Raw genomic sequence first — 25,626 nt, 5'->3', positions numbered from 1 at the left:
CTTGTGAAATAAGCTTTGATTATATAAAATTTATCCTAACGAACAGATAACACGAGAAAGGACGATTTTATGAAAAAGGTAGCCGTAATCCTAGCTGATGGTTTTGAGGAGATCGAGGCGCTAACCTCCGTCGATGTTTTGCGTAGAGCAGGTGCGATAGCATCTATCGCTAGCTTAAAGGACGCGCAGATCAGAGGTGCTCACAACATAAATGTAAAAGCTGATGTCACACTTCGCGAGGTGGAGGAGCTAGGCTATGATGCGATCGTGCTTCCAGGAGGTCTGCCTGGCGCAGAAAATCTCGCAAATGACGCCAAACTAATAGAAATTTTGCAAGAATTTGACAAAAAAGATAAGCTAATTTGTGCCATTTGTGCCGCTCCTATGGTGCTTGAGCGAGCTCGTGTGCTTAAAGAGCATTTTGTCTGCTACCCTGGCTTTGAAGAAAATGTAAGAAGCGACAAAAGAGGCTACGTGAGCGATAAAAACGTGCTAAAAGATCAAAACATCATCACTGGCAAGGGACCAGCTTTTTCTATGGAATTTGCGCTTTTTATAGTGGAAAATTTGCTTGGCGAAGAGGCTTATCTTAAAGTAAAAAATGATTTACTTTATAAGTAGTTTATAAAAAAATTGTAATTTTTTATTTAATTATTCCACTTAAACATAAGGATAAATTTTGTTTAGTGATAGATATTATAATGCCTTGCTGTTGCGATTTGTTGCATTTAAGGATATTTTTTAAAAAATTGTAATATTTTTTTGATTTTTACATCTTTTTGACGGAAATAAGCTATTATTTCTCTAATCGATCAGATCGATAATTTTTTTAAGGAACACTCCTGTGAACATTTATGTAGGAAATTTGTCGTATAGAACGACAGAGGCAGAGTTGAAGGAAGCTTTTGCACAATTTGGTGAAGTAAGGCGCGCAAAGATCGTAAAAGATAGAGAAACAGACCGCTCAAAGGGCTTTGGCTTTGTTGAGATGGACGACGCGAACGAGGGCCAAAAGGCGATCGACGCACTAAATGAAAAAGAACTTGGCGGACGCACTTTAAGAGTAAATGAGGCTAGACCAAGGGATTAATGACTATTTGCCACCATCTGGTGGTATAGTCTCTCGCATAGCTCCGACGCCAAGCGGCTACCTGCACGCTGGCAACGCCTACAACTTCATCTTGACTTATCTTCTGACGCGCTCACTGGGTGGCGTTTTACACTTAAGGATTGATGATTACGACCTTGGCAGATACCGGCGCGAATTTGTTCAAAATATCTTTGACGTATTAGAATTTCTGGGGCTTTGCTACGACAAAGGTGCTAAAAACGTTAGCGACTTTGAGCAAAATTTTAGCTTTAAAACAAGAGCTAAAAGATATGAAAACGCACTTGAAAAGCTAGATGAAATTTACATTTGTGAATGCACAAGAGCTACCAAAGATGCCTATGAAAACGGCATTTACACTAAAATTTGCAAAGACAAAAAGCTAAAATTTATAAAAGATAAAACCGCTATCAGACTAATCGTGGATGAAAATGATGAGCTTGGCAGGCAAGTGGCAGCGCAGATGGGCGATTTTGTCATTTATAAAAAGGATTTTACCCCAGCTTATAACTTTGCAAGCGTCATAGATGATGAGGATATGGGGGTAAATTTAGTCGTTAGAGGCGAGGACCTGCTGCCTTGCACGCTAGCTCAAAGATACCTTGCAAAAAGGCTAAATTTTAGCTTTTTAAATGCTAAATTTATCCACCACAAGCTACTTTTAGACGGAGGCAAAAAGCTTTCTAAAAGCTCCAAGTCGCCACCAATAGATCTAAGCCAAAATCCTAAAATTTATTACAAAATGTTAGCAATTGATCTTGGACTAAATTTAAACTCAGCAGATAAAATTTCAAACATGCTTTATGAATTTAGGATTAAAAATATGGCCGAGAAGTTGGTGAACTCTAAAATTTTCTAGAAATTTAAAATTAGCTTGAATTTTTTGGCACAAATAGCATGCAGTGCGAAGCGCTATCGCATGCACCTTGAACGTGCGAGGGGTTTGGAGGATTTAAAAAGGGGGATAAGGGGACGGCTTCGTAATTTAAGTCCCCTTGTCTCCCTTTTGAGTAAAAGTATCGCAAATGAATTTTTATATTTTTTTCAAATTTTAAAACTTTCATTCACCACTAAGAATTGACTACTAAAATTTGGCTTCGTTTAGTGCTTAGCTAAAATTTTAGAGCCGAAATTGCTCGTTCATGAAATTTTAAAATTTGCTCGAGCCTCTTTGTTATAAAACGAACGCAGCGTGACAACTTAACCAAGCGCTTTGTTCTTGCCACAGACTGAAAAAATCTCTAAATTTTAAAGCTATCATTAAGCTTTCATCAAGCGCCTTATTAGCCAAAATTTTGTAAAATCCGCTCATTAAAAAGGATAAAAAATGAGTGAAAATTCTGGCTTTACACACCTACATTTACACACCGAATACTCCCTACTAGACGGAGCAAACAAGATAGAAGAGCTAGCTCATACGCTCCATGACAGAGGCGACACAGCAGCAGCGATCACGGATCACGGCAACATGTTTGGCGCGATTGATTTTTACAAAAAGATGAAAAAAAATGGGATAAAACCGCTAATTGGCATCGAAGCTTACGTGCATAACGGCGAACAGCTCGATGACAAGAGCACCAAACAGCGCTTTCACCTCATATTAATCGCCAAAAACGAGACTGGCTATAAAAATCTGATGTATCTTAGCTCCATGAGCTATATCGAGGGCTTTTACTACTATCCTCGTATCAATAAAAAAATCTTAAAAGAGCACAGCGAGGGCCTAGTTTGCAGCTCTGCTTGCTTGCAGGGCGAGGTGAGCTGGCATCTAAATTTAAGCGAGCGTAACGTTAAATTTGGCGCTAAAGGCTACGAGAGGGCAAAAGAGGTCGCGCTTGAGTATAAAGAAATTTTTGGCGATGACTTTTACCTTGAGATCATGCGCCACGGCATCGGCGATCAAAGGCGCATAGACGATGACATCTTGCATATCGCAAAAGAGACTGGCATCAAGGTCATCGCCACAAACGATACCCACTACACTTTTAAAGAAAGAGCCGCTGCGCACGAGGTTTTCATGTGCATCGCGATGAACAAAACACTAGATGATCCAAACCGCCTTCGCCACAGCGTCCATGAGTTTTTTGTCAAAAGCAAAGAGCAGATGAATGAGCTATTTTTAGATATCCCTGAAGTGATAGAAAATACCCAAGAGATCGTGGATAAGTGCAACCTTGAGATCAAGCTTGGCAACCCAACTCCACCAAATTTTAAATTTACTCTTGAGTGCGCCAAGGAGAGAAATTTGACCCTCCCAGAGCCAGAAAACAGATATAGCTTCAAAAATGACGCTGTATTTTTCGAGCATGAGTGTAGAAAGGGCCTTGAAGAGAGGCTGAAATTTGTCCCTGAAAATTTACACGAAGAGTATAGAAAGCGCCTTGAGATAGAGATCGGCATCATCAATAAGATGAATTTCCCAGGATATATGATGATCGTTTGGGACTTCATCAACGAGGCCAAGCGCAGAGGCGTGCCAGTTGGTCCAGGACGTGGCTCTGCGGCTGGTAGCTTGGTCGCTTACTCGCTAAAGATCACCGACCTTGATCCTATCCCATACAACCTGCTTTTTGAGAGATTTCTAAACCCAGAGCGCGTTAGCATGCCAGATATCGACGTGGATTTTTGTCAAAGCAGACGTGGCGAGATCATCGACTACGTCACGCAAAAATACGGCAAATTTAACGTTGCTGGCGTTATTACATTTGGTAAATTGCTCGCAAAAGGTGTCATTAGAGATGTCGCTAGAGTCTGCGACATGCCTTATGCTGAGGCTGATGCGATGGCAAAGCTTATCCCTGATGAGCTTAACATCACGCTAAAAGACGCCTACGAGAAAGAGCCAAAGATAGCTGAGCTAATAAGTCAAAATCCAAAGGCGGCTAAAATTTGGAAATTTGCCCTTGATCTTGAGGGGCTAAACAGAAACGCCGGCCAGCACGCAGCAGGCGTAGTCATCTCAAACGAAGAGCTTTGGAACAAAACCCCGCTATTTCGCCAGCCAAACAGCCCAGAAGATCGCTTTGTGACGCAGTATAGTCTAAAATACCTTGAAGACGTTGATTTGATAAAATTTGACTTTCTTGGCCTTAAGACGCTAACGGTTATAGATAATGCGATCAAGCTCGTTAAACAGCGCACTGGCAGGGACATCATCTGGGAGCAGGTCGATAAAAACGACTCTGGCGTTTATAAGATGATACAAAGTGGCCAAGCCATCGGCATCTTTCAGATAGAGGGCGAGGGCATGAGAAAGCTAGGAACCAGTCTGCGCCCAGACTGCTTTGAGGATATCGTCGCGATGCTAGCACTCTACCGCCCAGGGCCGATGGAGAGTGGTATGCTTGATGACTTCGTCAAAAGAAAACATGGCGAGGCGGAGATAACATACGCATTTAAGGAGCTTAAGCCGATCCTTGCGCCAACATACGGCGTCATCGTCTATCAAGAGCAAGTCATGCAGATCGTACAGGCCATAGGCGGCTTTAGCTTAGGCGGTGCGGATCTTGTGCGTCGTGCGATGGGTAAAAAGATCAAAGAAGAGATGGATAGGCTAAAGGGCGAGTTTGTAAAAGGCGCTGAGGCAAAGGGACTAAATGGTCAAAAAGCGGACGATCTTTTCGAGCTGATCGTTAAATTTGCAGGATATGGCTTTAACAAGTCTCACTCCGCAGCCTACGCTTATGTCACATTTCAGACGGCTTATCTGAAGGCTTACTATCCGGCTGAATTTATGGCGGCACTTCTAACAAGCGAGGAGAGCAACGTCGATAAGATCGTTCGCTACATCGATGAGATAAAGCGCATAAACATCGATACTTTGCCACCATCTATCAACAAATCAACCAAAGAATTTAGCGTCGTTAAAAATGAGGGTCACGATGGCATTATTTTTGGTCTTGGAGCTATTAAGGGCGTTGGCGGAGCAGCAATTGAGAACATCATCGCTGAGCGTGACGCAAAGGGCGAGTTTAAGAGCATGGATGACTTTGTCTCGAGGATCGATCCATTTAAGGTCAATAAAAAGGTCTTTGAAAGCCTTATAAAAGCTGGCTGCTTTGATGAGTTTGGCTTTAGCCGTAAGATGCTTTTACAAAATGTAGAAAATATCGTAGAAGCTTGTAAAAATGCAGCCCAGATACGTAAAAATGCGGCTGAGAGCCTCTTTGGCGAAGATGATAGCATGAATGATGTGAAGATAAATTTTGTCACTATAGATGATGAATTTGACATTAAACAGATCTTGAAATTTGAGCAAGAGAGCGTTTGCATCTACCTCTCAGGCCACCCGCTTGATGACTATAAAGATGAAATAAATAAGATCAAATACACGCTAAGCTCGGAGTTTGAGACCTTGCCACAAAGTGCTGAAATTTTGGTAGTTGGCAAGATCGAGGACTTTAGCACAAGGATCACAAAAAGTGGCAAAAAAATGGGTACTATAAATGTGCTTGACTTTCACGGCAACATCGAGATCGCCGTCTTTGAAAGGGAGCTTGGCAACATCGAAGATATCGTAAAAGACGAGGCAAAGCGCGATCTGCCTTATGCTTTTAGGATAAACATCTCGCGCGACGATCAGTTTGTTAGGACAAATTTAAATGAGGTTTATAGCCTAGAAGATGCGCAAAATTTAGACTTTAAGACAAGAAAGCTAAAGCAAAACTCTAAATTTAGCAAAAACGAAGAGGTGAGCGCTCCTCAAAAAGTAAGAGAGTATGCCGAGCTAGAGGTACTTTTAAGTCTTAGCGAGCTTAGCAGGCAAAAGCTGGAGCGAATTTACTCGCTAGTTTTTAGCAAAAATGCTCCAAATAATCAAAAACGGCTAATTTTGAAGATAAAAAATGAAGCAACTGGCGAAATTTTCATCTATAAGACTGACTTTATCATAAGCGACGATGTGGGCGAAGAGATAGAAAAGCTCGCTGCTTCGGCGTAAATTTAAGGACGAGAAATGTTTGATATTTTTAGAAAAAAGAGCCATTTTTTAGATGAGCTTGGCATAGATAAAAGTAACTGGAGTGAGCTTTTTAGCGCTTGTTTTGGCAGAGCGATGCTGCTTCAAAAGAGGTTATTTAAGCAAGTGGTTGAGGCTAGCAAGTGGCAGGCTGACTTTGAAAGTGGCAAAATTTGCTTTGACAAACAGGAGTTTGATATGCAGTTTATCGGCTCTGAGAGCTTTTTGTCAAACACTTGGCTTTGGGGCTATGAAAATGTAAATGGCTTTGATGAGCGCTTGCTTAGCCTTGCAAATAGGGCGCGTGAGTTTGGCGAGAAATTTGGACTTGAAGCGTTTAAAACAGCGCAGTTTGAGCTGGACGAAACTGTAAATGGTCATACGCTCAGCATGGTTGCTTGCGTGGCGCTTGGCGACGAGCTAAGCTATTATAGGATTGATTACGACGGAGGTGCTGCGTACGTGGCATTTAGGGCGGAGACTATCTTTAAAGAGCCAGTTTTAGCAAGCGAAGTAGTTAGCGTAGTGAATGAGTCTATAAGCGCCTATGAGCTTGATCACAAGCTTTTTATAAAAGGGCTTTTGCTGGGTTGCGAGATAAAATTTAGCGAAAGCAAAGATGAGATAGTAGCTAATTTTCAAGACAAAGTAAGTTTTACATTTGATGAGCTAAATAGGCTAACAAGCGTCTCCGCGAAATTATAAGCTTATATTTTGGCTTGGTTATTCGTGCGCTTAGCTTAATAATCTAGCTCTTTTCTTAGTAAATTTATCTCATCTATTACCATTTGTGGCTTGAGTTCTCTCATGCAAGCGTGCGTTTTTAGTGGGCAAACTCGCTTCATACAGGGCATGCAAGCTAAATTTAGATGCAATATCTTTGCAAATTTATTGTCCCAGGGTGAGGTTTCGCTAAATTTTGTCGGTCCAAAAAGAGCGATCGTTGGCACATGAAAGGCGGCAGCTACGTGCATAGGACCGCTATCGTTTGTGACGAAAATGCCATTTTTGCTAAGCCCAGCTATGCACTCACAAAGCTCTTTGACACTGGTTTTGCCAGCTAAATTTTGGCAAGCTACGCCATTTTCTCTTAAAATTTGCTCTATTTTTTCACAAATTTCTTGCTCGCCTTTGCCACCAAAGATGACTATCTCAAACTCATCTTTAAAATTTAGCGCCACCTGCGCAAAATACTCTGGGTACCATCTTTTCGCACTTCCATAGCTCGCACCTGGATTTAGAGCTAGTGTTTTTTTGGTTGAAACTTGAGGTGTAAAATGTAGCTTTAGCTGAGTTGAAATTTCGCCCAAGCCAAGGGCATTTTTTACAAAATTTGTATATTTTAACACCTGATGAAGGACGGTTTTACTCTTTTTAAAGATGGCTTTTTTTTTAGCGTTTATAAAAAATAGCAAAAATTTACTAGCAAGCGAGCTTCTAAAGCTAAGTGCTAGATCAAATTTGCCAAGACTTTTAGCACTTTTAGCAAGTGATAAAAGTCTAAATTTAGCCTTTTTGCTCTCATCAACGACCACTTTTTCGCAGTTTGGATGGCTTTTGTAAAGCTCACAAGCTACAAACGAGCCAAAAAAAACGATTTGTAAATTCTTCTCATTTTGCACTAAATTCTCAATCGCAGCGCTTGCCATCACGCTATCACCAAGCCAGGTTGGAAGCTCGATAAAAACTCTCATTTTAAAGCATCTTTTATAACATCAAGCGTAAGAGCGGCGTTTTTTTCGATGCTAAAATTTAAAGAAAGCTCATAAGCCTTCTCTTGCAGGCTCGCCATGAGTCCATGGTTTGTGATAATTTCATCTATAAACTCCAGCGCGCTCTCGTCATTTGGGCTTTGAAGTACAAATTTATCTTCTAAAATCTCGCTAGCGCCATTTTGAGCCGTCGTAAAGACCACGTTTTTAAAGCTAAGTGCCTCTAGCACGACATTTGAAAATGGTTCATAGTGCGTTGGAAAGATAAAGACATCGCTCGCCTCATAAAATTTAGCTGTGCTCTTTTGCTCTCCGACAAAGTAGGCGTTTAGCCCAAGTTTTTTAGCTAGGCGTTTGTAGCTTGAGATGTTTTTGTCTTTGCCGACAATGAGCGTATTTACGGGAGTTTTTAGCTTTGAAGCAAGGAGTAAAAACTCTTTTAGCCCCTTTCTTTTAAAGCCATTTCCCACAAAAAGCAGGGTTGCAAGCTCAAATTTAAGTCCGAATTCCTCACAAAGTGCGAGCTTTGCCTCAGCTTTTTGCACCCTTTGGGGTAAATTTACGCCGTTATAAATGGTCGTGATCTTTTCAGACTCTATGCCGTAAGTCGCGATGATCTGCTCTTTGATGAAATTTGAGTTTGTGATGATCTTTTGGGAGTTTTTTAAAACACTTTTTCTCTAAGTATGGATAGACGAAATTTAGGGGGTTTAGCCACCAAAAGCTCTTTGTCGCCCTATAAACCTTATGCACGCCATCTCCTGCCCTGTAGATATCGGCGCAGCTTACTCGCTCTAGGCTAAAATAAAACTCGTCCTCTTTTTTTTGGCGTTTTACTTGGCGGTTAAAATTTAGAGCTTTTTTCCAAGAAGATATGCCAGCATCTCCAAGATATGAGCGAATTTCTGTTTGGATACCAAGCTCATTTATGGCCTTAACAAGCCTTCTTAAGTATCTTTCAGCACCTCCAACTGCGTTTGGATTAGTTCTTAAAAATACTATTTTTTTCATCGATAACTCCGCCAAAGACATTTTTAAATAATATTAAATCGTTTAATAATACAAAAAAATGCCTTAACCTAAAAATTGGCTTGTTTTAAAATAATCTTAGATATAATTTGCCATTTTAATGAAGGAACATTTTGAAAATTTTACTTATAAGAAATGACAACATAGGTGATTTAATTTGCACTACGCCAGCCATTGAAGCGTTGTGCAAAGCCTACGCTCAGGCTCAGATAGATATCGTAGTAAATAGTCTAAATGCTTGTGTTGTTAAAAACAACCCTTTTTTAAACAAAATATACACATATACAAAGCCAAAGCATGTGAGATCCATTGCCGCGAAGGTTAAAGCTTTTTTTGGAAAGTGTAAAATTTTATTTCAAATTTGGCGTGAGAATTATGATGTAGTTGTTATTTTTAGAAGCTCCTATTCGCCATCTGCCGCTATATTTGCAAGAGTGGCTCGTGCTAAAAAGATAATAGGAGCAGTCAAACAAAACGAAGATAGACATCTCATAACAGATAGGTTAAATTTTGATCAGTCCTTACATGAAACCATGCTATGTTGTCAATGCTTGACACCACTTGGGGTAAATTTTAAAGATGAAAAAACACTTTACGTGCCAAGTGAAAAAAATGAAAAATTTAAAGACTTTGTATTTTTTCATATCTCATCACGAGTAGAACAAAATCGCTTAAGTGAAGGTAAAATCTTAGAAATTTTAGAATTTCTAAAGCAACGATTTAAAAATATTGCCATTAGTGCAGAAGAGGCTAACTTTGGTAATGACATATCTCATAAGGCAGATGTTGTTTTTGCTAGAACAAAAAGTTTAGATGAGCTAGCAAGTTATATCTGGGCAGCTAAATTTGTTCTTACTCTTGACGGAGGTGTAGCACATTTAGCCCCAGCGCTTGGTGTAAAGACGATCGTTTTATTTGGAAAAACAAATCCTTTAAGATGGGCGCCAATCTACGGCAGCGGTGAGTGCATAGTCTTACAAAGCCCGAACAAAATAGCAGAGGAAATCAAAAATGATGAAATTTTTAACAAAATATTACAGTTTGCTTGAAAATTTAAAATATATATTTTTTACCATTTATCTCTTTTCTTTGCCAGTGGCAAAAGTAGCTTCTATACAGTCTATATCTATGTCATTATTTACTCTCTTAGTCGTTGCAACAGAGTATAAAAAATGGAGCTTGAAAGATTTACTAAAAATAAAAGCTCCACTAGCTCTACTCTTTATCATAACTTTATTAGCATATATATCGCTTTTTTTTACCATAGATATAAATGAAACACTAAAAGAGGTTAATAAGGGTGTTATAAAAAATGTCGCTTTTATGATCGTTTTGTTCTATTATTTTATGAATTTAGGATATGAGAAAATTAAAATTTATATTTATATATTTTTCTCTTCACTTTTACTGCATTCTGTCATAAATATAATAACGTGGGCTAATATTGGCTTTGATTTTCGTTATAGAACTGGTGGGTTATTAGATGGATATATTTACGATGGTGGTGGCGAGAGGTTTGGAATTTGGGCAGTGTATGCCTTTGGATGTGCCATTTCTCTTTTAACATTTAAAAAAAATAAAGCATTCGCGGTTCTTTTTTTAGTAATATCACTAGTTAGCATCATTTCAAACAATACAAGAGCTACTTATATAGGTGTTATATTTGTGCTAGTAGCTGTTTTTTTTATTTTTATACGATCAAATAAAATTAGAATATTATCTTGCGCGTTAGTTGCTATATTTATCTTTGGCTTTTATGAGATTTCTCATCACATATCTCCAGATAGATATAATTTGACTTTAATACCAAAATATATTGAGCTTATGAAAAAATCTCCAAAAGAGATGGGGACATACTCTGAAATGGGGCTAACTGAGTCAGTTCCTTCTAGAATAGCTTCGTGGAAGTCAGTCCTTATTTATAGAATGCATGAGCCATTTGTACCGACTGGATATGGTAGATTTTTATATGGAAAAACTATTAGAAAATTAAATAGCGAGCAAGATGTGCCTTTTTCTGATTATTCTCAAGTTCATAATGAATTTTTAGGAATGTTTTTTTCGCTTGGCATATTTGGGCTTCTCGCATTTATTGGAATTTGGATAAGTTATTTAAAAACTAGCATTCAGGTAAGTAAAAATAATGATGTGCTTTTAATGGTGTTTGGATACACGATTTTCTTTGGCGGACTTGGTTTTATTGCAAGCTTGCTATTTGGTAGTTTTTTTGGAAGTAGCGAAGCAAAACTTTTCTACCTTACATTAGGCATGGCACTTGGTATATATTATAAAAAAGGCCCTAATAACGATGATAAATATACTAGAGCTTGAAAGCTCTCTTGGTTTTGGCGGGCAGGAGCACCGCACGCAGCGTGTGATAAACGGGCTAGATAAGAGCAAATTTAAAGTTTTTTATGGCCTAAACCCTGGCTCAAAAAGTTTTGAAAAGCAGATAGAGTGTGAATTTGTCGAGTTTAACCTTAAAAGGTCATTTAATATCCTTGAAATTTTAAAAATTTGCAAATTTGTAAAGCAAAATAATATAAAAATCATCTCAACTCACTCTGGTAAAGATGGAATTATAGGTGCCATAGTTAGCAAAATAACTGGTGCAAAGGTAGTTCGCACTAGACATTTGCAAACACCAATTAGGTCGCCATTTAGTTACAACATAAATGATAAGATCGTTGCTGTTTCAAACGCCGTCAAGACTCAGCTTGTATCTCAAGGAGTACAAGAAAGCTTAATGGAGACTATCTACACTGGAGTCGATACTGATAAATTTACTCCACATTTTAAAAAAGACATAAGAGACCAGCTTGGCTTACCAACAAATTCCATTATAGTGGGCATTGTGGCAGTGTTGAGAGCTGCTAAAAATCACAAAATTTTATTTGAAGCATTTAATGAGTTAAATTTATCAAATACTTTTTTGGTTGTAGTAGGTGATGGCCCACAATATGAAAATTTGCAGAATATAAAAACCTCAAACATTTTAATGCTTGGCAATAGAGCCGATGTGAGCGATTTTTTAGGTAGCTTTGATCTATTCGTTTTGCCATCAAAAATGGAAGCCCTTGGCACAGCATTGCTTGAGGCTCAGTCTTGTGCCGTGCCTTGTATAGGTAGTGATGTAGGAGGCATTGGCGAAGCGATAAAAGATAATGAAACTGGACTTTTATTTGAGAACGACAACAAAGATTCTTTAAAAAATGCTCTAAAAACTCTCATAGAAGATGCCAATCTTCGTGCCAAATTTAGCGCAAATGCTAGAGATTTTATAGTAGAGAATTTCTCGATCCAAACAATGGTGAGACAAACGGAAAAAATGTATGAAGCTCTTTGAAAACTTTATGCGTCTAATTTTAAATTTTAAAAAAATACAAAAGACGCAGCTGGTAACCGAGCCTTTTGAAACCGTTTGTTTTTTTAGTAACACAGCACTGGGCGATACTATTTTTAACACACCAGTATTTCGAGTGTTTAAGCAAAATTTTCCGCATGTAAAAGTAGTTGCGCTACTAAATCCATCTACTGCGTTACTTTTTAAAACCGATCCAAACATTGATGAAATTTTATTATATGATGGTAAAAAAAGTGGGTTTTTGGATATTTTAAAAAAATAAAAAAACTATCACCAGATATAGTTTTTATTTTGCACTCAAATGAACCGCAAGCTACTCCACTAGCTGTTCTTAGTGGGGTAAAATATCTATTTAAACTGCCAAATTTAAATAATAGGTTTAGCCTCTTTCACTCAAATGCTTCAGAGCCATATGGAGATGATAGATATGTGGTATTAAACCGTCTAGAACAGCTTAAATTTATAGGTATTCAAAGTCGCGACACGCGTCTAAATTTATACCTTGAGGCAAGTGATTTTACTAATGTTGATGAGGCGCTAAAAGGCTATGAGAGCCGTAAAATTGTCGGTTTTCAAATGGGTGCTAGCACTATTTCTAGGCAGTGGTTTATTGATAAGTGGGAAAAACTTGCAAGGCTTGTTTTACAAGATAGAGATACTGTCATAGTCTTAACAGGAAGTCCTGCTGAGCGTGCCATGACTAAGCAGTTAGAAGAAAGGATAAATGATCCTCGTCTTTTAAACCTTGCTGGTAAATTTAATATCAGAGAAGCAGCCGCACTAATTTCAAGGCTAAATATACTAATCACGCCAGATACTGGTCCTTTGCATGTCGCAGCAGCCCTAAAAACTCCAACTATTGGTCTTTTTGCGGTGGCATCACCTATAAATTCAAATCCAGATTTTGATATAGATATTCATAAATTTATTAAAAAACCACGCACTTGCTCTCCATGCATAGGCAAAAAGTGTAAATTTCAAAAATGTATGTTGCAAATTGATGAAAAAGAGGTTTATGATATGCTCAAGGAAATGATTTGAAAAAAATTTTGTTTGTGGATACTGGACATGAATATGGTGGTGGAACAAAGAGCTTTATATATCTCTTAGAAGGTCTAGAAAAATACAAGAAATATCAATTTAGCGTTTTTTTTGAAAATGACTATAAAGTTGGTGAGCAAAATATATCTGAAATAATCAATAATCTTGGCGTGAACTTTATAAAATTTACGCCAAAGAGGCAGCCAGCAAAAATAATAAAAGAGCTGTTGCGTATATTTAGCAAAGAAACTTTAGCTAAATACCTTTATCAAAAAGATTACAAATATGCCATCGCTATGCTTTCAAATGAAAAACCAGACATAATTCATCTAAATAATCACTTTTCAACAAACCTTGCCTATATCGAAGCCGCAAATGTTTTAGGCATTAAAGTTATACAGCATTTAAGAAAGAACTCTCCCATAGAACCATTTAAACTTAAAATTTTAAATAAACAAAAATTTATACCCATTTGCGTTTCAAACTCAACTTATGAATTTTATGCCAAACAGATAGAAATACAAAAAAACATCATATATAATCCAGTGATAGTTAATAAGGAGACAACAGTTATAGACAATATAAAATTTGATAAAAATAAGATCAATATAATAATGCCTGCAAATTTTCTAACACTCAAAGGACATGAGCTGGTCTTTGATGCGCTAACTATTTTAAAAAGAGATGATGTCGATGTTTATTTTGCAGGCAGTGGAGAGCTGACACCTGGTGCAAAAGAGAAATTTGATATGCTAATAAAATCTGGTAAAGCACAATATTTGGGATTTGTGCAACAAATGGGAGAAATTTATAAAAATTGTGACTACGTACTAGGCTTTTCAAGTGATGAAGGCCTGCCAAGAGTCGTTATAGAAGGGCTTAGTTGTGGTCTTGGTGTTATTTACTCCGACATACCAGTCATAAAAGAAATTTATAATATATCATCAAAAAAAGAAGATTTTTTCATAGTCCAAAGAGAATCAAAGTCGCTTTTAAAATGTCTTGAGAATTTAACTAAACCAAGCTCAAAAGCACCAGATAGTGCAGTCATTGATACTTTTAGTTTGGATAATTATATTCGCAGCGTTGATGCGATATATAGTGATCTTTGACAAATCGTTCAATCTTTTCTAGATCATCTTTGCTGAGCTCAAAAAAGGAACTTGCATCTATATTTCTAACAGTTTTAAACACCGAACTAATCGGGTATAAAGCGGAATTTATAATAAGCGAATCAAATACTCCCCTTTGCTCACTTGCAAAGCATGGTCCCATTAAACATATCGTTGGAGTGTGCACACTGTCAGCCACATAGTAGTTTCCAGTATCAGAGCTTATGTATATCTGCATCTGCGATAGATAAAACGGAAGTTCTTCAAGTTTGATCTTATCTATCATCGATATAAATTTTAATCCCTCAAAACTATTTCTTTCACTACTTTCTAAAATTAGTTTTTCCAGCAGTTTAGCCTCATCACCAACACCAAAAACATAAATTTCACAGTCAAATTTAGAGAAAATTTTTAAGATCTTCTCCCAAGTTTGATTAGGTGGCGTTTTCATTTTATTGCCAGCACTAAGACTTATACCTACCTTAAATTTATCGCTTTTGATAATATTTTCTGATGGCACAAACAGTGGTTTTTGCAGTTGTTTTTCAAATTTTAATTCATTAACATTTATCATCTTTAGGTATGTTGATAGCGTTAAGTCGTTTAATGTATGTGAAATTTTTTTCATACCAAAAGCTAGCAGTTTAAAGCTACTAGAAGTAGCGTAATGTTTGATAGTTGCTATGTTTTTGGATAAAGTGCAACGTGCCAAGAAAAGATTTAGACTATTTGGCATAAGAACATAAACATCTTTATAGTTTTGTTTAAAAAGTGCAAATGCTAGTCTTAGCTTGGAAGTTTTTTTCTTTTTTATATCATTTATTATAAAAATTTTATCTATCCTATTGTCATGTTTGGCAAAAGCAATATTTATCTCATCAAGCAATATATCAAATTTAGCCAAAGGCTCAAAAATAATAGTCGAATTTGCATAGTCGCCAATCTTGGCAGTTTGTATGATTAAAATTTTATCAGATGGTTTTCTAAAAAAACTTATAAATTTAAATATGGGATAAAAAAGTAGATATTGTAAAAGGTAAAACAAAACAAATTCCTTTAGTTTGATTTAAGGCATATTTTACATAGTTTTTAATAAATAGGTTGTTAGAATACAAAATTAAAAAATAAAACTTTATAAAAAGGCAAAAATGAGCGTACCAGTTTTAATGTATCACCACGTGCTTGAAAAGAGCGGATTTATCGCTAGTAGCGTGGATGAGTTTAAATCGCATATGAAATTTCTAGCTGAAAATGGCTATAAAACGTTAAGTATAAATGAATTTATAGCATATAAAAAAGGCGAGCTTGAGGTGCCTAAAAAGAGCGTTTGTATAACATTTGATGATGGCTGGATGGACAACTACATCTATGCCTATCCTATCGTGAAAGACTTTGGACTAAAAGCAAATATGTTTATAGTCACTGGCTGGATAGAAGCAGCACAAAAAGCTAATAAAATAAGCCGTGGAACTTTCTTGAATGGTAGCCATAGTGAGTGTAAAAAAGTGGCTCCAAGTAGGCCGCAAGACGTGATCTTAAATTTAGAGCAGATCGAGAAGATGAGTGATTGTTTTAGCTTTCACTCGCATACGCATGGGCATTTTGATGGATATTTTGGGCGGCTTAGCTTGGATGAAGAATTTGGTCTTTGCCGTGAGTTTATGAAGAAAAATTTTGGCTTTGAAGATGAGTCGCTTTGCTGGCCAAGAGGCAAATATAATGACGAGTATCTAAATGCTGCTAAAAAGCATGGCTACAAGGCATTTTTCACGACAAAGCGTGGCATAAACAAGGCTGATGGCAACTTAGAGGAGATAAAACGCATAGTGACAAAGCGCGATGAAAAATGGCTTAAAAAGACTATGTTCATCTACCAAAATGACTTTTTGGGCTCGATATATGCTTTTCTTAGGAGTTAAAACTAATAAAACATTATTAAATTTTTCAATTAATTAGTGAGATCAAAAAAGATAAAGAACTTTTTTGATCTCAAAATATAGCAATTCTTTTTTATTATTTAAAATATCAGTGAATCTTATCGTAAATTTATCATCTCCAATTCAAAAGCCAAAATTTCTTTTTTATAGTGTTTTCTGGGATGTTTTTTCTAAACTGTTCGCTTAAAACATGCCAAGTAAAATTTAGAAACATTCTTGAATGTGCTACTATTGCACCATACTTTTTCATTTTTTCTATTTTCTTTTCATAAATTATTTTATTTTGTGAATCATCTCTGTTTAATGAGTGATATGAGCTTTTACGGTTAACATCATTATCATCTCTTTCTCTGCAAAAATATTTTTTCTTTGTAATATATTTTCTCTTAAAACCAAGTGCATCAAAATATTCAGCACAAAAGTTATCTTCATAGCCGTAGTTTCCAGCAAATTCTTCATCATAGCCAAAATATTTTAAAAAATCACCTCGGCTCATTGCAAAGACGTTTCCATGAGATGGATAGTTACCTGATATAAAGTTATTTCTATGGATATGTGTTCGTCTAAATTTATAAATTTCATGCTCCTTAAAGGCGTGGTTTGCCATAAATTTTAATGTATCTTCATAAAAGATATGATCTAAATCTGTGATTATCAATTTATCACTTTTTGCGCTTAGAACTCCTAAATTTCTTGCTCCACTTTGGTTCCATTTTATGTCTTCATTGATTTTTATCCAGCGTAAATTTAGATTAAAATCTGGTATTTCATATTTTAATGGCGAGCCGTCATCTATTATGACAAATTCCATAATATCCAGCAATTCCGGATCATATTTGGCATAAGCATTTAATAAGTTTAGGACAGAGTTTATATCATTTTGATCGCAATAAAAATGCGTAACGTAGCTAAGTTTTATGTGAGAGTAGTCTCTAGTGATAAAATGGGGGGGGGGTAATTAGTGATTTCATATTTCTCCTTTTAAAATTTGGTTTATCCTCTCTTTTATCTCTGGCATTTCATCGCTAAAGTCCATTAAAGTCTTCTCGATGCCATGCTCTTTTATGCCCTCTTTATCACATGGCACAAAGTCCCACTCCTTTTGATAGAGGGTGTGCTTGCCCATGCTTTGTATGCCATTTTGCGCTGTGTAGCCATTTTGCATCAAGCTATTATCCCATGGCCCCCACTCAAAAGCTCCACTTGGGCCAAAAAGGGCGATCACTGGCACGTCATTTGCAGCGGCTATATGCATGATCGCAGTATCGACGCCGATAAAGAGACTTGAGCGCTTTGAGAGAGCGATCGTTTGTTTTAGGCTTAGCTTGCCACCTAAATTTATAGGCTCGCTTTTGCAAATTTTTAGCACGTTTGCAAGCTTATTTAGCTCATTTTCTTTGTTGTCGCTTGTTAGCACGACCTTTATGCCAAGCTCGTTTTCGCAGTAGTCTATGAGCTCTGCCATGCTCTCATCGTTTGCGCATTTAAACATCCAGCGGCTTGTTAGATGCACGTGCACAAAGCGTTTTGGTAAATTTAGATACTCCACGCTCTCGTCTGAAAAAACGCTCACTTTTTTACTAACCGGCTCAAAGCCCAAAGCTCTTAGTGCGTTTAAATTTAGATCAACCGTGTGTGAGAAATTTTCGTAGTATTTTGCCTTTACGCTTAAAAGCTTATTTATCGCCTTGTGCTTGCCTAAAAAGCCAACTATCTTTTTGATCTTGGCGTATTTTGAGATGATGACGCCGCGGTCTCCAGTGGTCGTTTGCACCGCCATATCGTACTTCTCTTTTTTGATCGCTCTTATAAATTTTAGCTCGGTAATTAGCTTTTTAAAAAAGCCAGAATTTGCACTTTGCCTATCGTAAATGTGGATTTTATTTATGTAGGGATTGCCTTCTATCATCGCTTCTGTCCCTTTGTTTAAGGCAAAGTCGATGGTCGCGTCTGGGTAGTAGTGGTGCAAATTTTCAATGAGCGGCGTTGTCAAAAGTACGTCGCCGATGTTTCTAAATTTAATCACAAGTATTTTCATTTTATATATTTCCAAAATGTGTACTGGGCGTAAAGTCTAGCGATAACGTAACCCACAAAGCCCTCTTTAAAGCCACCTTTTAGCACATAAAGCTTAAAAAATGTCCAAGTTGGGCTTGTAAGCGCCTTTAGCAAATTTCTTTTTGCGCCCATGCTCGAGTAGCGATTTTGCTTGGCGATAAACTGCTCGATGCTCTCATACGCGTAGTGCAAGAAGTGATTTTTAAGCGCTCCAAGCCTTTGTGAGCCGTCATTTAAAACAACCTTTTCATGCACAGCTCTGCCATCAAATTTGGCAAAATTTTTGTTAAAAAGTCTCACCGTGTAGTCTGGATATAGCCCCATGTTTTTTATCGCTTTGCCAAAAAAGAAATTTAGCCTAGCAACGTTGTAAGCCATAAATTTAGGCTCTTTTAGCGTGCTAATGATCTCATTTTTAAGCTCGTCTGTTATCACCTCGTCGCTATCAAGCACAAAGACCCACTCGTTTTTGGCTAGATCCACGCCCTTTTGCTTTTGCGCGCCAAATCCAAGCCAAGCTTGCTCGTGAAATTTCACATTACTAAAGCCATCACAAATTTGCCTTGTGCTATCTTTTGAGCCGCTATCAACCACGATGATCTCATCAGCAAATTTAGCGCTCTCTAGCACCTCTTTTAGGTACTTTTCGCTGTTAAAAGTCAAAATGACAACGCTTAGCATTTGTACTCATTTTCGTAAAATCTCTTAAACCTTTGGTGAAACCAAAAGTACTCCTCAGGCCTTGCTCTAACCATCTCTTCGCAAGCGCTGCACTGCATCTGCGTCGCTTTTTGTACGGCATCTTCTTTATCAAACGTGCTTATATCTATTGGCTGCTCCAAGCAAATTTCATTTAAATTTTCATCTTTTTGGTAGATAAATGCGTTTATGATAAGGGCATTTGTCTTTTGCGCTAGCACGCTTGCCGCTGGCGTATGAAGCACATCTTTGCCAAAAAAATTCACCTTTATGCCATCTTTTGGCGCGGTGTTTTGATCGACTAAAATTCCTACTATTCGCCTAGCTTTTAGCGCTTTTAAGATATCTTTTGCGCCGCCATCTTTGTCGATTAGCTCCACGTCAAACTGCGCTCTGTTTGCCCTTAAAATTTTATCCATGACGCTGCTATCAAGCTTTCTGCCAAGCACTGAAGATGGCCCAAAATGCGCTGCAACTGCTAGAGGAAATATCTCCCACTGCCCAAAGTGCGCCGTTGTGACGATGATGGGCCTGCCAGATCTTATCGCATCAAGCAAAAAGTGCTCATTTTTAAAAACAACTTGCTTAAGTATCTTTTGCTTTGTCGTGTTTTGATTGAGGATGAAATTTATACCAAGATATTTTGCAAAGTTGTAGTAGCATTTTTTGGCGATCTCTAGCTTCTCTTCTTTGCTCTTTGTCTCACCAAAAGCGAGGTTTAAATTTGTCATCACGATGTGAAATCTCTTTTTTTTAAGCTTCATAAACGCAAATGCTAAAAATTTAGCAAGCGTCCTTTGAAGCGAGCTTGGCAATATAAATATAAGAAATTTCAAGGTGTAAAAGCCAGCTAGATAGAGCCTATCCATTTAGCAGCCTTTTTGCGAAATTTGCAACCGTTTCAGGGTAAATTTCTCTTATGCAAAAGTCGTTTTTATTGATACTTCTAGCATCTATCTCCTTGCCCATATCAACAACAAGGTTTTTGTCCGTGACGTAGGCATTTCGGTGGCTTGGGCGGTTGCCAAAAAGCGTGATAGAAGGCCTATTTACAGCCCATGCAAGGTGCGTTAGACCGCTATCATTGCCGATTACTAGATCGCAGCTCGCGATAAAATCTATCATATCTTTTATGCTTAGTTTTTCAAGCAGTTTTGCTTTAGTGCCTGAAATGATCGCCTCAGCCCTTGTCTTTTCGCTCTCACTCCCGTAGCAAAGGTAAATTTCGCAACCTTCAAGCAGTCTGATCACATCTTTAAATTTGTCATAAATTTTGCTCTCTTCGCTTGCAAAGGCAGCGATTAAAACGCGTTTTTTGCCGCTTTCATTTTTAAATTTCCCTACTATTTCAAAGCAGGGCGATTTTTCTAAAATTTCACCTCTATCAAAGCCAAAATTTAGAGCATATCCAACGAGGCTTAGGTTTCTAACTATGATATTTTCATTGTAGTCGATCTTAAATTTATACCTATAAAGCCTGGCTGCGATCTTTTCTTTGACGCTTTCTCTGCTAAAGCCATAAATTTCTTTGCCAAGTAGTTTTGCGACGACGGCTGATTTGAAAAGCCCTTGCAAGTCGATGATCTTGTCAAATTTACCAAGCGTTTTTATGATCTTGTAGCTCTTTTTAAAGCTCTCTTTAAGCGGCAAAATAACTAGCTCGTCGATAAGCGGATGATCTTTTAAAAGGCTTGCAAAACGGGCATCAACTAGCCATGTGATGTGAGTATTTGGGCAGTGCTTTTTGATAAACTGAAGCACGATGGCTGCATGGACGATGTCCCCAAGTGCCGAAAGCTTTACGATGGCTATTTTTAGTTGATTTTTATCTTGCATTGGCTACTTTAAATATAAATTTTTGGTATGATTTTAAAAAAAAATGCTTAAAAAAGGGCTAAAATGGCGAAAAGTTACATCTGTGTCTTTGACTGCGAGACGATACCTGATGCAAATTTGATAAGAAAAATTTACGGCATCGACGGAAGCGACGAAGATGTGAGCGTGCAGGCTATGGCCTTGCAAAAAGAGGCCAGTGGGAGTGAGTTTTTGCCTGTGATGTTTCATAGGGTGGTCGCGATTTCTGCGGTGATGGCCGATGAGTACGGCAAATTTTTAAAAGTTAGCACGATGGAGGGCAAGGACGAGCGCGAAATCATCGCTAAATTTTTAAAATTTATAAATGATTACAACCCAAGGCTCGTTAGCTTTAACGGCCGTGGCTTTGACCTGCCAATGCTTATGGTGCGTGCGATGCGCTACAACCTAAACGCAGCGGCATATTATGAGAGCGAAAACAAAGAGCTAAATAAAAACAAATGGGAAAACTATAGAGCGAGGTATTCGCCTAAATTTCACCTTGACCTACTTGATTTTATAAGCGATTTTGGAAGCGTAAGAGGGCTAAAGCTCGATACGCTTTGTGCTAGCTTAAATTTACCTGGTAAATACGACGTGCACGGCGATCAGGTGCTTGAGCTATACTATGCAGGCGAGCTTGATAAGATAAACGAATACTGCGAAAGCGACGTGCTCAACACCTACTGGCTATTTTTGAAATTTGAGCTTTTGCAGGCAAATATCTTGCAAGAAGATTACATAAATCACCTAAACGTGATGAGCGAATTTTTAGCTAAAAACTGCGCTCACAGGGGATATAGCGAGGTCTTTTGCTCTGCGATAAGCGACGAGCTAGCAAGGCTTAGCGGACAGCTAGACTACGAGATAAAGGTAGATAAAGAGGCTTTGGAATTTAGCGAATTTGATGATGTAAGGCCGATTAGCAAAGAGGAGCTAAACTGCGATATGCTGGGTGGTCTGCTTAAAAAAGCAAGCGATCTAAAGCCAAAAGAGCCAAAAAACAAGACACTTTTTGAAGAGAAAGTGCCTGAGATAAATTTAGACGACGAATAAGCCAAAATGAAAGGAAAAATATGAAAATTTTAGTAACTGGAACAGCTGGATTTATAGGATTTCAACTTGCAAATGCCCTTGTGGCTCGTGGGGATGAGGTCGTTGGATATGACGTGATAAATGATTATTACGACGTAAATTTAAAGCTTGCACGCCTAAAAACGGCTGGCTTTGACGTGAGCGAGATAGATTACGGCAAGCTTATCACCTCAAAAACGCATCCAAATTTAAAATTTATAAAAGCAGACCTTGCTGATGAAAAGACGATGAAAGAGCTTTTTGAGAAGGAGAAATTTGACGTAGTGGTAAATTTAGCCGCACAAGCTGGCGTTCGCTACTCGCTCATAAATCCAAAAGCCTACATCGACAGCAACATCACAGGCTTTATGAACATCCTCGAGTGCTGCCGTCACAATGAGATCAAAAATTTAGTCTATGCAAGCTCTAGCTCGGTTTACGGCTTAAATGAAAACATGCCATTTTCTACGCACGAGGGGGTCAATCACCCTATAAGCCTCTACGCAGCGACCAAAAAGAGCAACGAGATGATGGCGCACACTTATAGTCACCTATTTAATGTGCCAACGACCGGACTTCGCTTTTTTACGGTTTATGGACCATGGGGACGCCCTGATATGGCGCTATTTTTGTTTGTTGATGCCGCACTTAAAGATAAGAGCATCGACGTCTTTAACTATGGCAAGATGAAGCGCGACTTTACCTACGTGGACGACATCGTAAAGGGCATCATCAAGTGCATCGACAACCCTGCTAAGCCAAATCCAAATTGGGACGCAAAGCACCCAGACCCTGCCACCTCAAAAGCGCCGTTTAAGGTCTATAATATCGGCAACAACAGCCCAGTCGAGCTCATGGACTACATTAAGGCAGTTGAGATAAAGATCGGCCGTGAGATCAAGAAAAATTTTCTCCCGCTTCAAGCAGGCGACGTGCCAGCGACATTTGCAGACGTGAGTGATTTGGTGGCTGACTTTGACTACAAGCCAAATACAAAAGTAAACGACGGCGTGGCTAAATTTGTCGAGTGGTATAGCGAGTTTTACGGGATAAAGATCTAAATGAGACGTTGCGAGTGGGCCAAGGGCGAGCTTGACATAGCCTACCACGATAATGAGTGTGGCAAAGTCATAAAAGATGATAGAAAATTTTTTGAGATGATAGTTTTAGAGGGCTTTCAAGCGGGACTTTCGTGGCATGGAGTACTTCAAAAAAGAGAGGCTATGAGAGCGGCGTTTGACGGCTTTGATCCTGAAAAGATCAAGCTCTATGGCGAGGCTGAGATAGCTAAATTTATGCAAAACGATGAGCTGATACGCAATAGACTAAAACTAAAATCGCTTGCCACAAACGCACTTGCTTTTTTATCAGTAACGCAAGAATTTGGTAGCTTTTATGATTATCTTTGGGGGCATTTGCTAAGAAAATTTGACCCTAAATTTGACGGCAAACAGATCATCAATCACTATCAAAATATCAAGCAAGTGCCGGCAACCACGCCGATGTCTGACTTTGTGGCAAAGGAGCTAAAAAAGCGAGGGTTTAAATTTCTAGGCTCTGTTAGCACCTATGCCCTTTTGCAAAGCGCGGGCGTGGTGGATGATCATATGGACTATTGTTTTTGTAAGGCAAAAGGCTGATTAGAATAATTTTTGCACTTTTGGTGCTTTTAAATTTTGCATTTTCTCTTGAACTGTTGCGCCTTAGCGAATTTAAAGATCAAAACGTCTCAGGCTGGCTAGCTAGCGAGAAGCTTGATGGCGTGCGTGCCTACTGGGACGGAGAAAATTTGCTCTCAAGGCAGGGCAAAAAGCTAAATGCACCGCTAAGTTTTACTAAAAATTTCCCAAAATTTGCACTTGATGGCGAGCTTTATGCAAAGGGGCTTAAATTTGAAGAAATTCAAGCTACCGTGATGGATAAGCTGCCAGATGAAAAGGAGTGGAGCAGGCTTAAATTTCACGTTTTTGACGTGCCAGAGGCAAGTGGTGGCTTGCTTGATAGGCTTGAAGTTTTGGCCAAATTTCTAAAAAATGAGCCAAATCAAAATTTAATCATCATAAAACAGATAAAGATGCGTGATAACGCCCAGTTTTTAAAATTTACAAAGGGTATCATCGCAAAAGGTGGCGAGGGAGCAGTCGTGCGTGAGCCAAATGCGCCCTACGAGCGAAAACGAAGCAAGAATGCGCTCAAATTTAAGAAATTTAAAGATGCCGAGTGCGAGGTGGTCTCCATAAACAAAGGCAGCGGTAAATACGCAAATCTTGCTGGCTCGCTCACCTGCAAGGCGCTTGGCGGCAAAGATGATAGAGAAAAAGCTGGCGAGCCAAAAGAGGGCACTATCTTTAAAATAGGCTCAGGACTAAGCGACGAGCAGCGCACAAATCCCCCAAAGATAGGCTCTATCATCACATATAAATTTCAAAATTTAACCTCTTATGGCAAGCCAAGATTTCCTATATTTTTAAGGATTAGAGAGGATTAAATTTCGTCCGCGATCTCTTTTAACGCCCTAAAAGAGTCAAACTGCGCATCCTCATCAAAAATGAAACTTTGAGCCATGATCTCATCGACTTCAAGTCTGTTTTGAAACTCTAAAATTTGCTCTTTAACGCTTTGCTTTGAGCCTATGAAAGAGCACGCCATCATCTCTTCTGTGACGCTTCTTTCTCTATTTTTTAGCTCTATTTGCCTAAAGTCGATCGGTCCAAAATGTGGAGCCTTGGCGCCTGCTTTGTAAGAGACAGCAAAGACCTCGTCGTTGTCCTTTTTTGGTGGCTGCAAATACTCTTTTTCGCCAGTTACTACGTTTAAGAAAAACTGCGTTTGCGTAGTTGCCAAACTCTTTGCTAGCTCGTCACTTTGGGCTATTATCACATTTGCTCCTGCGATGACATAAGGGGTGGCAAGAAACGAAGAGGGCTTGAAATTCTGACGATAAATTTCTATTGCTTTTTCTAGCGCACGTGGTGCAAAGTGCGACGCAAAGGCGTAAGGCAGGCCAAACTCAGCCGCCACGTATGCGCTATATATGCTTGAGCCAAGTATGTAGATGGGCGGAATTTTGTCTACTTTTGGATAGGCTTTCACGGCTCTTTTGGCGTTAAAATAGTCCATTAGCTCGTTTATCTGCAGATCAAATTCTATCTCTCTTGCGCCTCGTCTAAGCACCGCAGCTGTATCTTGGTCGGTCCCTGGAGCTCTGCCTAGCCCAAGATCGACGCGGTTAGGAAATATCGTCTCAAGGGTGGCGTACTGCTCGGCGATAGAGTAGGGGCTGTGATTTGGTAGCATCACACCGCCAGAGCCCACTCGCAGGCTCTTTGTGTGCTCTAAGATGTGCGCGATGATGAGCTGCGTGGCTGAGCTTGCTAAGTTTCTCATGTTGTGATGCTCTGCGACCCAGTAGCGATTTATGCCGATATCTTCGGCAAAAATAGCTAGTCTAACGGCTGCATCTATGGCAGCTTTTGCGTCACTGCCTTGCTTAATAGGCAGTAAATTTAATATTGAGACATTCATTTTTATCCTTTTATTTTTGTAGATGAAAGATTATAAAGATTAAATTTAAAATAGATTGTAAGTCTATTTTAAATTTATAAAGAGAAATATCTATTTTGCAGCTTTTAGGTAAATTTTAAAAACTAACCTTGCTTTACTTTTGCTTTACTCTATTTT

At 38.5% G+C, this 25,626-nt stretch carries 24 protein-coding genes and 1 pseudogene; 16 read left to right on the top strand and 9 right to left on the bottom strand.

The features are described from left to right. Positions 1-69: 69 nt before the first annotated feature. The 5 genes from HMPREF1019_RS05525 (at position 70) to HMPREF1019_RS05505 (ending at position 6,770) form a co-directional block, all read left to right on the top strand. Positions 70-621: a DJ-1 family glyoxalase III gene (locus HMPREF1019_RS05525; RefSeq protein ID WP_009294720.1), complete on the top strand. Its 552-nt coding sequence runs from the start codon at positions 70-72 to the stop codon at positions 619-621. Positions 622-844: 223 nt separating this feature from the next. Then, complete coding sequence (locus HMPREF1019_RS05520; protein WP_009294719.1) at positions 845-1,090, top strand: RNA recognition motif domain-containing protein; 246 nt, start codon at positions 845-847, stop codon at positions 1,088-1,090. Next, a complete protein-coding gene (locus HMPREF1019_RS05515; RefSeq protein ID WP_009294718.1) occupies positions 1,068-1,967 on the top strand; it encodes a glutamate--tRNA ligase family protein in 900 nt (299 codons plus the stop codon). The genes HMPREF1019_RS05520 and HMPREF1019_RS05515 overlap by 23 nt, the downstream gene beginning before the upstream one ends. A gap of 468 nt (positions 1,968-2,435) precedes the next feature. Continuing rightward, positions 2,436-6,047, top strand: coding sequence for a DNA polymerase III subunit alpha (gene dnaE / locus HMPREF1019_RS05510; RefSeq protein WP_009294717.1), 3,612 nt, complete (start codon positions 2,436-2,438; stop codon positions 6,045-6,047). Positions 6,048-6,062: 15 nt separating this feature from the next. Further along, a complete protein-coding gene (locus tag HMPREF1019_RS05505; RefSeq protein WP_009294716.1) occupies positions 6,063-6,770 on the top strand; it encodes a DUF6882 domain-containing protein in 708 nt (235 codons plus the stop codon). Positions 6,771-6,805: 35 nt separating this feature from the next. On the opposite strand, the gene waaF is transcribed toward HMPREF1019_RS05505, so the two are convergent. Further along, a complete protein-coding gene (gene waaF, locus HMPREF1019_RS05500) occupies positions 6,806-7,759 on the bottom strand; it encodes a lipopolysaccharide heptosyltransferase II (protein WP_009294715.1) in 954 nt (317 codons plus the stop codon). Further along, positions 7,756-8,788, bottom strand: a pseudogene (locus HMPREF1019_RS05495) (glycosyltransferase family 4 protein). The gene waaF and the pseudogene HMPREF1019_RS05495 overlap by 4 nt, the downstream one beginning before the upstream one ends. A 131-nt stretch (positions 8,789-8,919) precedes the next feature. On the opposite strand from HMPREF1019_RS05495, the gene HMPREF1019_RS05490 reads away from it, so the two are divergent. The 6 genes from HMPREF1019_RS05490 to HMPREF1019_RS05470 are packed head-to-tail and all read left to right on the top strand — an operon-like array spanning position 8,920 to position 14,323. Beyond that, the gene (locus HMPREF1019_RS05490) at positions 8,920-9,855 is read left to right on the top strand and encodes a glycosyltransferase family 9 protein (RefSeq protein ID WP_009294712.1); all 936 of its coding nucleotides are present in this window, start codon (positions 8,920-8,922) and stop codon (positions 9,853-9,855) included. After that, complete coding sequence (locus tag HMPREF1019_RS05485; protein ID WP_009294711.1) at positions 9,818-11,137, top strand: O-antigen ligase family protein; 1,320 nt, start codon at positions 9,818-9,820, stop codon at positions 11,135-11,137. The genes HMPREF1019_RS05490 and HMPREF1019_RS05485 overlap by 38 nt, the downstream gene beginning before the upstream one ends. Then, positions 11,115-12,152 (top strand): glycosyltransferase, encoded by a 1,038-nt coding sequence (locus tag HMPREF1019_RS05480; protein ID WP_009294710.1) that lies wholly within the window; start codon positions 11,115-11,117, stop codon positions 12,150-12,152. The genes HMPREF1019_RS05485 and HMPREF1019_RS05480 overlap by 23 nt, the downstream gene beginning before the upstream one ends. Beyond that, positions 12,139-12,432, top strand: coding sequence for a hypothetical protein (locus tag HMPREF1019_RS10330; RefSeq protein WP_009294709.1), 294 nt, complete (start codon positions 12,139-12,141; stop codon positions 12,430-12,432). The genes HMPREF1019_RS05480 and HMPREF1019_RS10330 overlap by 14 nt, the downstream gene beginning before the upstream one ends. 29 nt (positions 12,433-12,461) lie before the next feature. Next, on the top strand, positions 12,462-13,211 hold the full coding sequence (locus HMPREF1019_RS05475; protein WP_009294708.1) for a glycosyltransferase family 9 protein: 750 nt from the start codon (positions 12,462-12,464) through the stop codon (positions 13,209-13,211). Beyond that, positions 13,208-14,323 (top strand): glycosyltransferase family 4 protein, encoded by a 1,116-nt coding sequence (locus tag HMPREF1019_RS05470; RefSeq protein ID WP_009294707.1) that lies wholly within the window; start codon positions 13,208-13,210, stop codon positions 14,321-14,323. Before HMPREF1019_RS05475 ends, HMPREF1019_RS05470 begins: the two co-directional genes overlap by 4 nt. Here HMPREF1019_RS05470 and HMPREF1019_RS05465 read toward each other — a convergent pair. After that, positions 14,271-15,368 (bottom strand): glycosyltransferase family 9 protein, encoded by a 1,098-nt coding sequence (locus HMPREF1019_RS05465; protein ID WP_009294706.1) that lies wholly within the window; start codon positions 15,366-15,368, stop codon positions 14,271-14,273. The genes HMPREF1019_RS05470 and HMPREF1019_RS05465 overlap by 53 nt on opposite strands. A gap of 103 nt (positions 15,369-15,471) precedes the next feature. Here HMPREF1019_RS05465 and HMPREF1019_RS05460 point away from each other — a divergent pair, with 103 nt between their 5' ends. After that, complete coding sequence (locus HMPREF1019_RS05460; RefSeq protein WP_009294705.1) at positions 15,472-16,242, top strand: polysaccharide deacetylase family protein; 771 nt, start codon at positions 15,472-15,474, stop codon at positions 16,240-16,242. Positions 16,243-16,372: 130 nt separating this feature from the next. Here HMPREF1019_RS05460 and HMPREF1019_RS05455 read toward each other — a convergent pair whose 3' ends face one another. The 5 genes from HMPREF1019_RS05455 to waaC form a co-directional block, all read right to left on the bottom strand. Next, positions 16,373-17,071 (bottom strand): glycosyltransferase, encoded by a 699-nt coding sequence (locus HMPREF1019_RS05455; RefSeq protein ID WP_009294704.1) that lies wholly within the window; start codon positions 17,069-17,071, stop codon positions 16,373-16,375. Positions 17,072-17,227: 156 nt separating this feature from the next. Continuing rightward, entirely contained in the window at positions 17,228-18,298 is a 1,071-nt protein-coding gene (rfaQ, locus tag HMPREF1019_RS05450; RefSeq protein ID WP_009294703.1) for a putative lipopolysaccharide heptosyltransferase III, read from the bottom strand. Then, the gene (locus HMPREF1019_RS05445) at positions 18,295-18,999 is read right to left on the bottom strand and encodes a glycosyltransferase family 2 protein (protein WP_009294702.1); all 705 of its coding nucleotides are present in this window, start codon (positions 18,997-18,999) and stop codon (positions 18,295-18,297) included. Before HMPREF1019_RS05445 ends, rfaQ begins: the two co-directional genes overlap by 4 nt. Continuing rightward, complete coding sequence (locus HMPREF1019_RS05440) at positions 18,993-19,886, bottom strand: lipid A biosynthesis lauroyl acyltransferase (RefSeq protein WP_009294701.1); 894 nt, start codon at positions 19,884-19,886, stop codon at positions 18,993-18,995. The genes HMPREF1019_RS05445 and HMPREF1019_RS05440 overlap by 7 nt, the downstream gene beginning before the upstream one ends. Next, positions 19,879-20,853: a lipopolysaccharide heptosyltransferase I gene (waaC, locus tag HMPREF1019_RS05435; protein WP_009294700.1), complete on the bottom strand. Its 975-nt coding sequence runs from the start codon at positions 20,851-20,853 to the stop codon at positions 19,879-19,881. The genes HMPREF1019_RS05440 and waaC overlap by 8 nt, the downstream gene beginning before the upstream one ends. 63 nt (positions 20,854-20,916) lie before the next feature. Here waaC and HMPREF1019_RS05430 point away from each other — a divergent pair, with 63 nt between their 5' ends. From HMPREF1019_RS05430 to HMPREF1019_RS05415, 4 genes are read left to right on the top strand one after another with little or no spacing between them, the layout of a single operon-like run. Further along, the gene (locus HMPREF1019_RS05430; protein WP_009294699.1) at positions 20,917-21,927 is read left to right on the top strand and encodes a 3'-5' exonuclease; all 1,011 of its coding nucleotides are present in this window, start codon (positions 20,917-20,919) and stop codon (positions 21,925-21,927) included. Between the two features lie 20 nt (positions 21,928-21,947). Continuing rightward, positions 21,948-23,006 (top strand): NAD-dependent epimerase, encoded by a 1,059-nt coding sequence (locus HMPREF1019_RS05425; RefSeq protein WP_009294698.1) that lies wholly within the window; start codon positions 21,948-21,950, stop codon positions 23,004-23,006. Further along, positions 23,007-23,585, top strand: a complete 579-nt coding sequence (locus HMPREF1019_RS05420; protein ID WP_009294697.1) for a DNA-3-methyladenine glycosylase I — start codon at positions 23,007-23,009, stop codon at positions 23,583-23,585. It abuts the gene before it with no gap. Further along, positions 23,585-24,433 carry a DNA ligase gene (locus HMPREF1019_RS05415; protein WP_083827842.1) on the top strand — a complete coding sequence of 283 codons (849 nt, stop codon included), beginning with the start codon at positions 23,585-23,587 and terminating at the stop codon, positions 24,431-24,433. Before HMPREF1019_RS05420 ends, HMPREF1019_RS05415 begins: the two co-directional genes overlap by 1 nt. Here HMPREF1019_RS05415 and HMPREF1019_RS05410 read toward each other — a convergent pair. Then, positions 24,430-25,470 carry an LLM class flavin-dependent oxidoreductase gene (locus tag HMPREF1019_RS05410; RefSeq protein ID WP_009294695.1) on the bottom strand — a complete coding sequence of 347 codons (1,041 nt, stop codon included), beginning with the start codon at positions 25,468-25,470 and terminating at the stop codon, positions 24,430-24,432. The genes HMPREF1019_RS05415 and HMPREF1019_RS05410 overlap by 4 nt on opposite strands. Positions 25,471-25,626 lie beyond the last annotated feature (156 nt).

Origin of the sequence: Campylobacter sp. 10_1_50 (assembly GCF_000238755.1) — a bacterium.
GTDB classification, from domain to species: Bacteria; Campylobacterota; Campylobacteria; order Campylobacterales; family Campylobacteraceae; genus Campylobacter_A; species Campylobacter_A concisus_R.
The sequence above is the reverse complement of the archived record's forward strand: the minus strand, read 5'-3'. Positions and strand labels throughout refer to the sequence as shown.

Coding starts and splice junctions, on each gene's coding strand:
- HMPREF1019_RS05440 (WP_009294701.1), bottom strand. CDS start 19,886: ATGGATAGGCTCTATCTAGCTGGCTTTTACACCTTGAAATTTCTTATA.
- HMPREF1019_RS05430 (WP_009294699.1), top strand. CDS start 20,917: ATGGCGAAAAGTTACATCTGTGTCTTTGACTGCGAGACGATACCTGAT.
- HMPREF1019_RS05485 (WP_009294711.1), top strand. CDS start 9,818: ATGATGAAATTTTTAACAAAATATTACAGTTTGCTTGAAAATTTAAAA.
- HMPREF1019_RS05425 (WP_009294698.1), top strand. CDS start 21,948: ATGAAAATTTTAGTAACTGGAACAGCTGGATTTATAGGATTTCAACTT.
- HMPREF1019_RS10330 (WP_009294709.1), top strand. CDS start 12,139: ATGAAGCTCTTTGAAAACTTTATGCGTCTAATTTTAAATTTTAAAAAA.
- HMPREF1019_RS05525 (WP_009294720.1), top strand. CDS start 70: ATGAAAAAGGTAGCCGTAATCCTAGCTGATGGTTTTGAGGAGATCGAG.
- rfaQ (WP_009294703.1), bottom strand. CDS start 18,298: ATGAAAATACTTGTGATTAAATTTAGAAACATCGGCGACGTACTTTTG.
- HMPREF1019_RS05480 (WP_009294710.1), top strand. CDS start 11,115: ATGATAAATATACTAGAGCTTGAAAGCTCTCTTGGTTTTGGCGGGCAG.
- HMPREF1019_RS05420 (WP_009294697.1), top strand. CDS start 23,007: ATGAGACGTTGCGAGTGGGCCAAGGGCGAGCTTGACATAGCCTACCAC.
- HMPREF1019_RS05410 (WP_009294695.1), bottom strand. CDS start 25,470: ATGAATGTCTCAATATTAAATTTACTGCCTATTAAGCAAGGCAGTGAC.
- dnaE (WP_009294717.1), top strand. CDS start 2,436: ATGAGTGAAAATTCTGGCTTTACACACCTACATTTACACACCGAATAC.
- waaF (WP_009294715.1), bottom strand. CDS start 7,759: ATGAGAGTTTTTATCGAGCTTCCAACCTGGCTTGGTGATAGCGTGATG.
- HMPREF1019_RS05455 (WP_009294704.1), bottom strand. CDS start 17,071: ATGGAATTTGTCATAATAGATGACGGCTCGCCATTAAAATATGAAATA.
- HMPREF1019_RS05505 (WP_009294716.1), top strand. CDS start 6,063: ATGTTTGATATTTTTAGAAAAAAGAGCCATTTTTTAGATGAGCTTGGC.
- waaC (WP_009294700.1), bottom strand. CDS start 20,853: ATGCAAGATAAAAATCAACTAAAAATAGCCATCGTAAAGCTTTCGGCA.
- HMPREF1019_RS05445 (WP_009294702.1), bottom strand. CDS start 18,999: ATGCTAAGCGTTGTCATTTTGACTTTTAACAGCGAAAAGTACCTAAAA.
- HMPREF1019_RS05460 (WP_009294705.1), top strand. CDS start 15,472: ATGAGCGTACCAGTTTTAATGTATCACCACGTGCTTGAAAAGAGCGGA.
- HMPREF1019_RS05515 (WP_009294718.1), top strand. CDS start 1,068: ATGAGGCTAGACCAAGGGATTAATGACTATTTGCCACCATCTGGTGGT.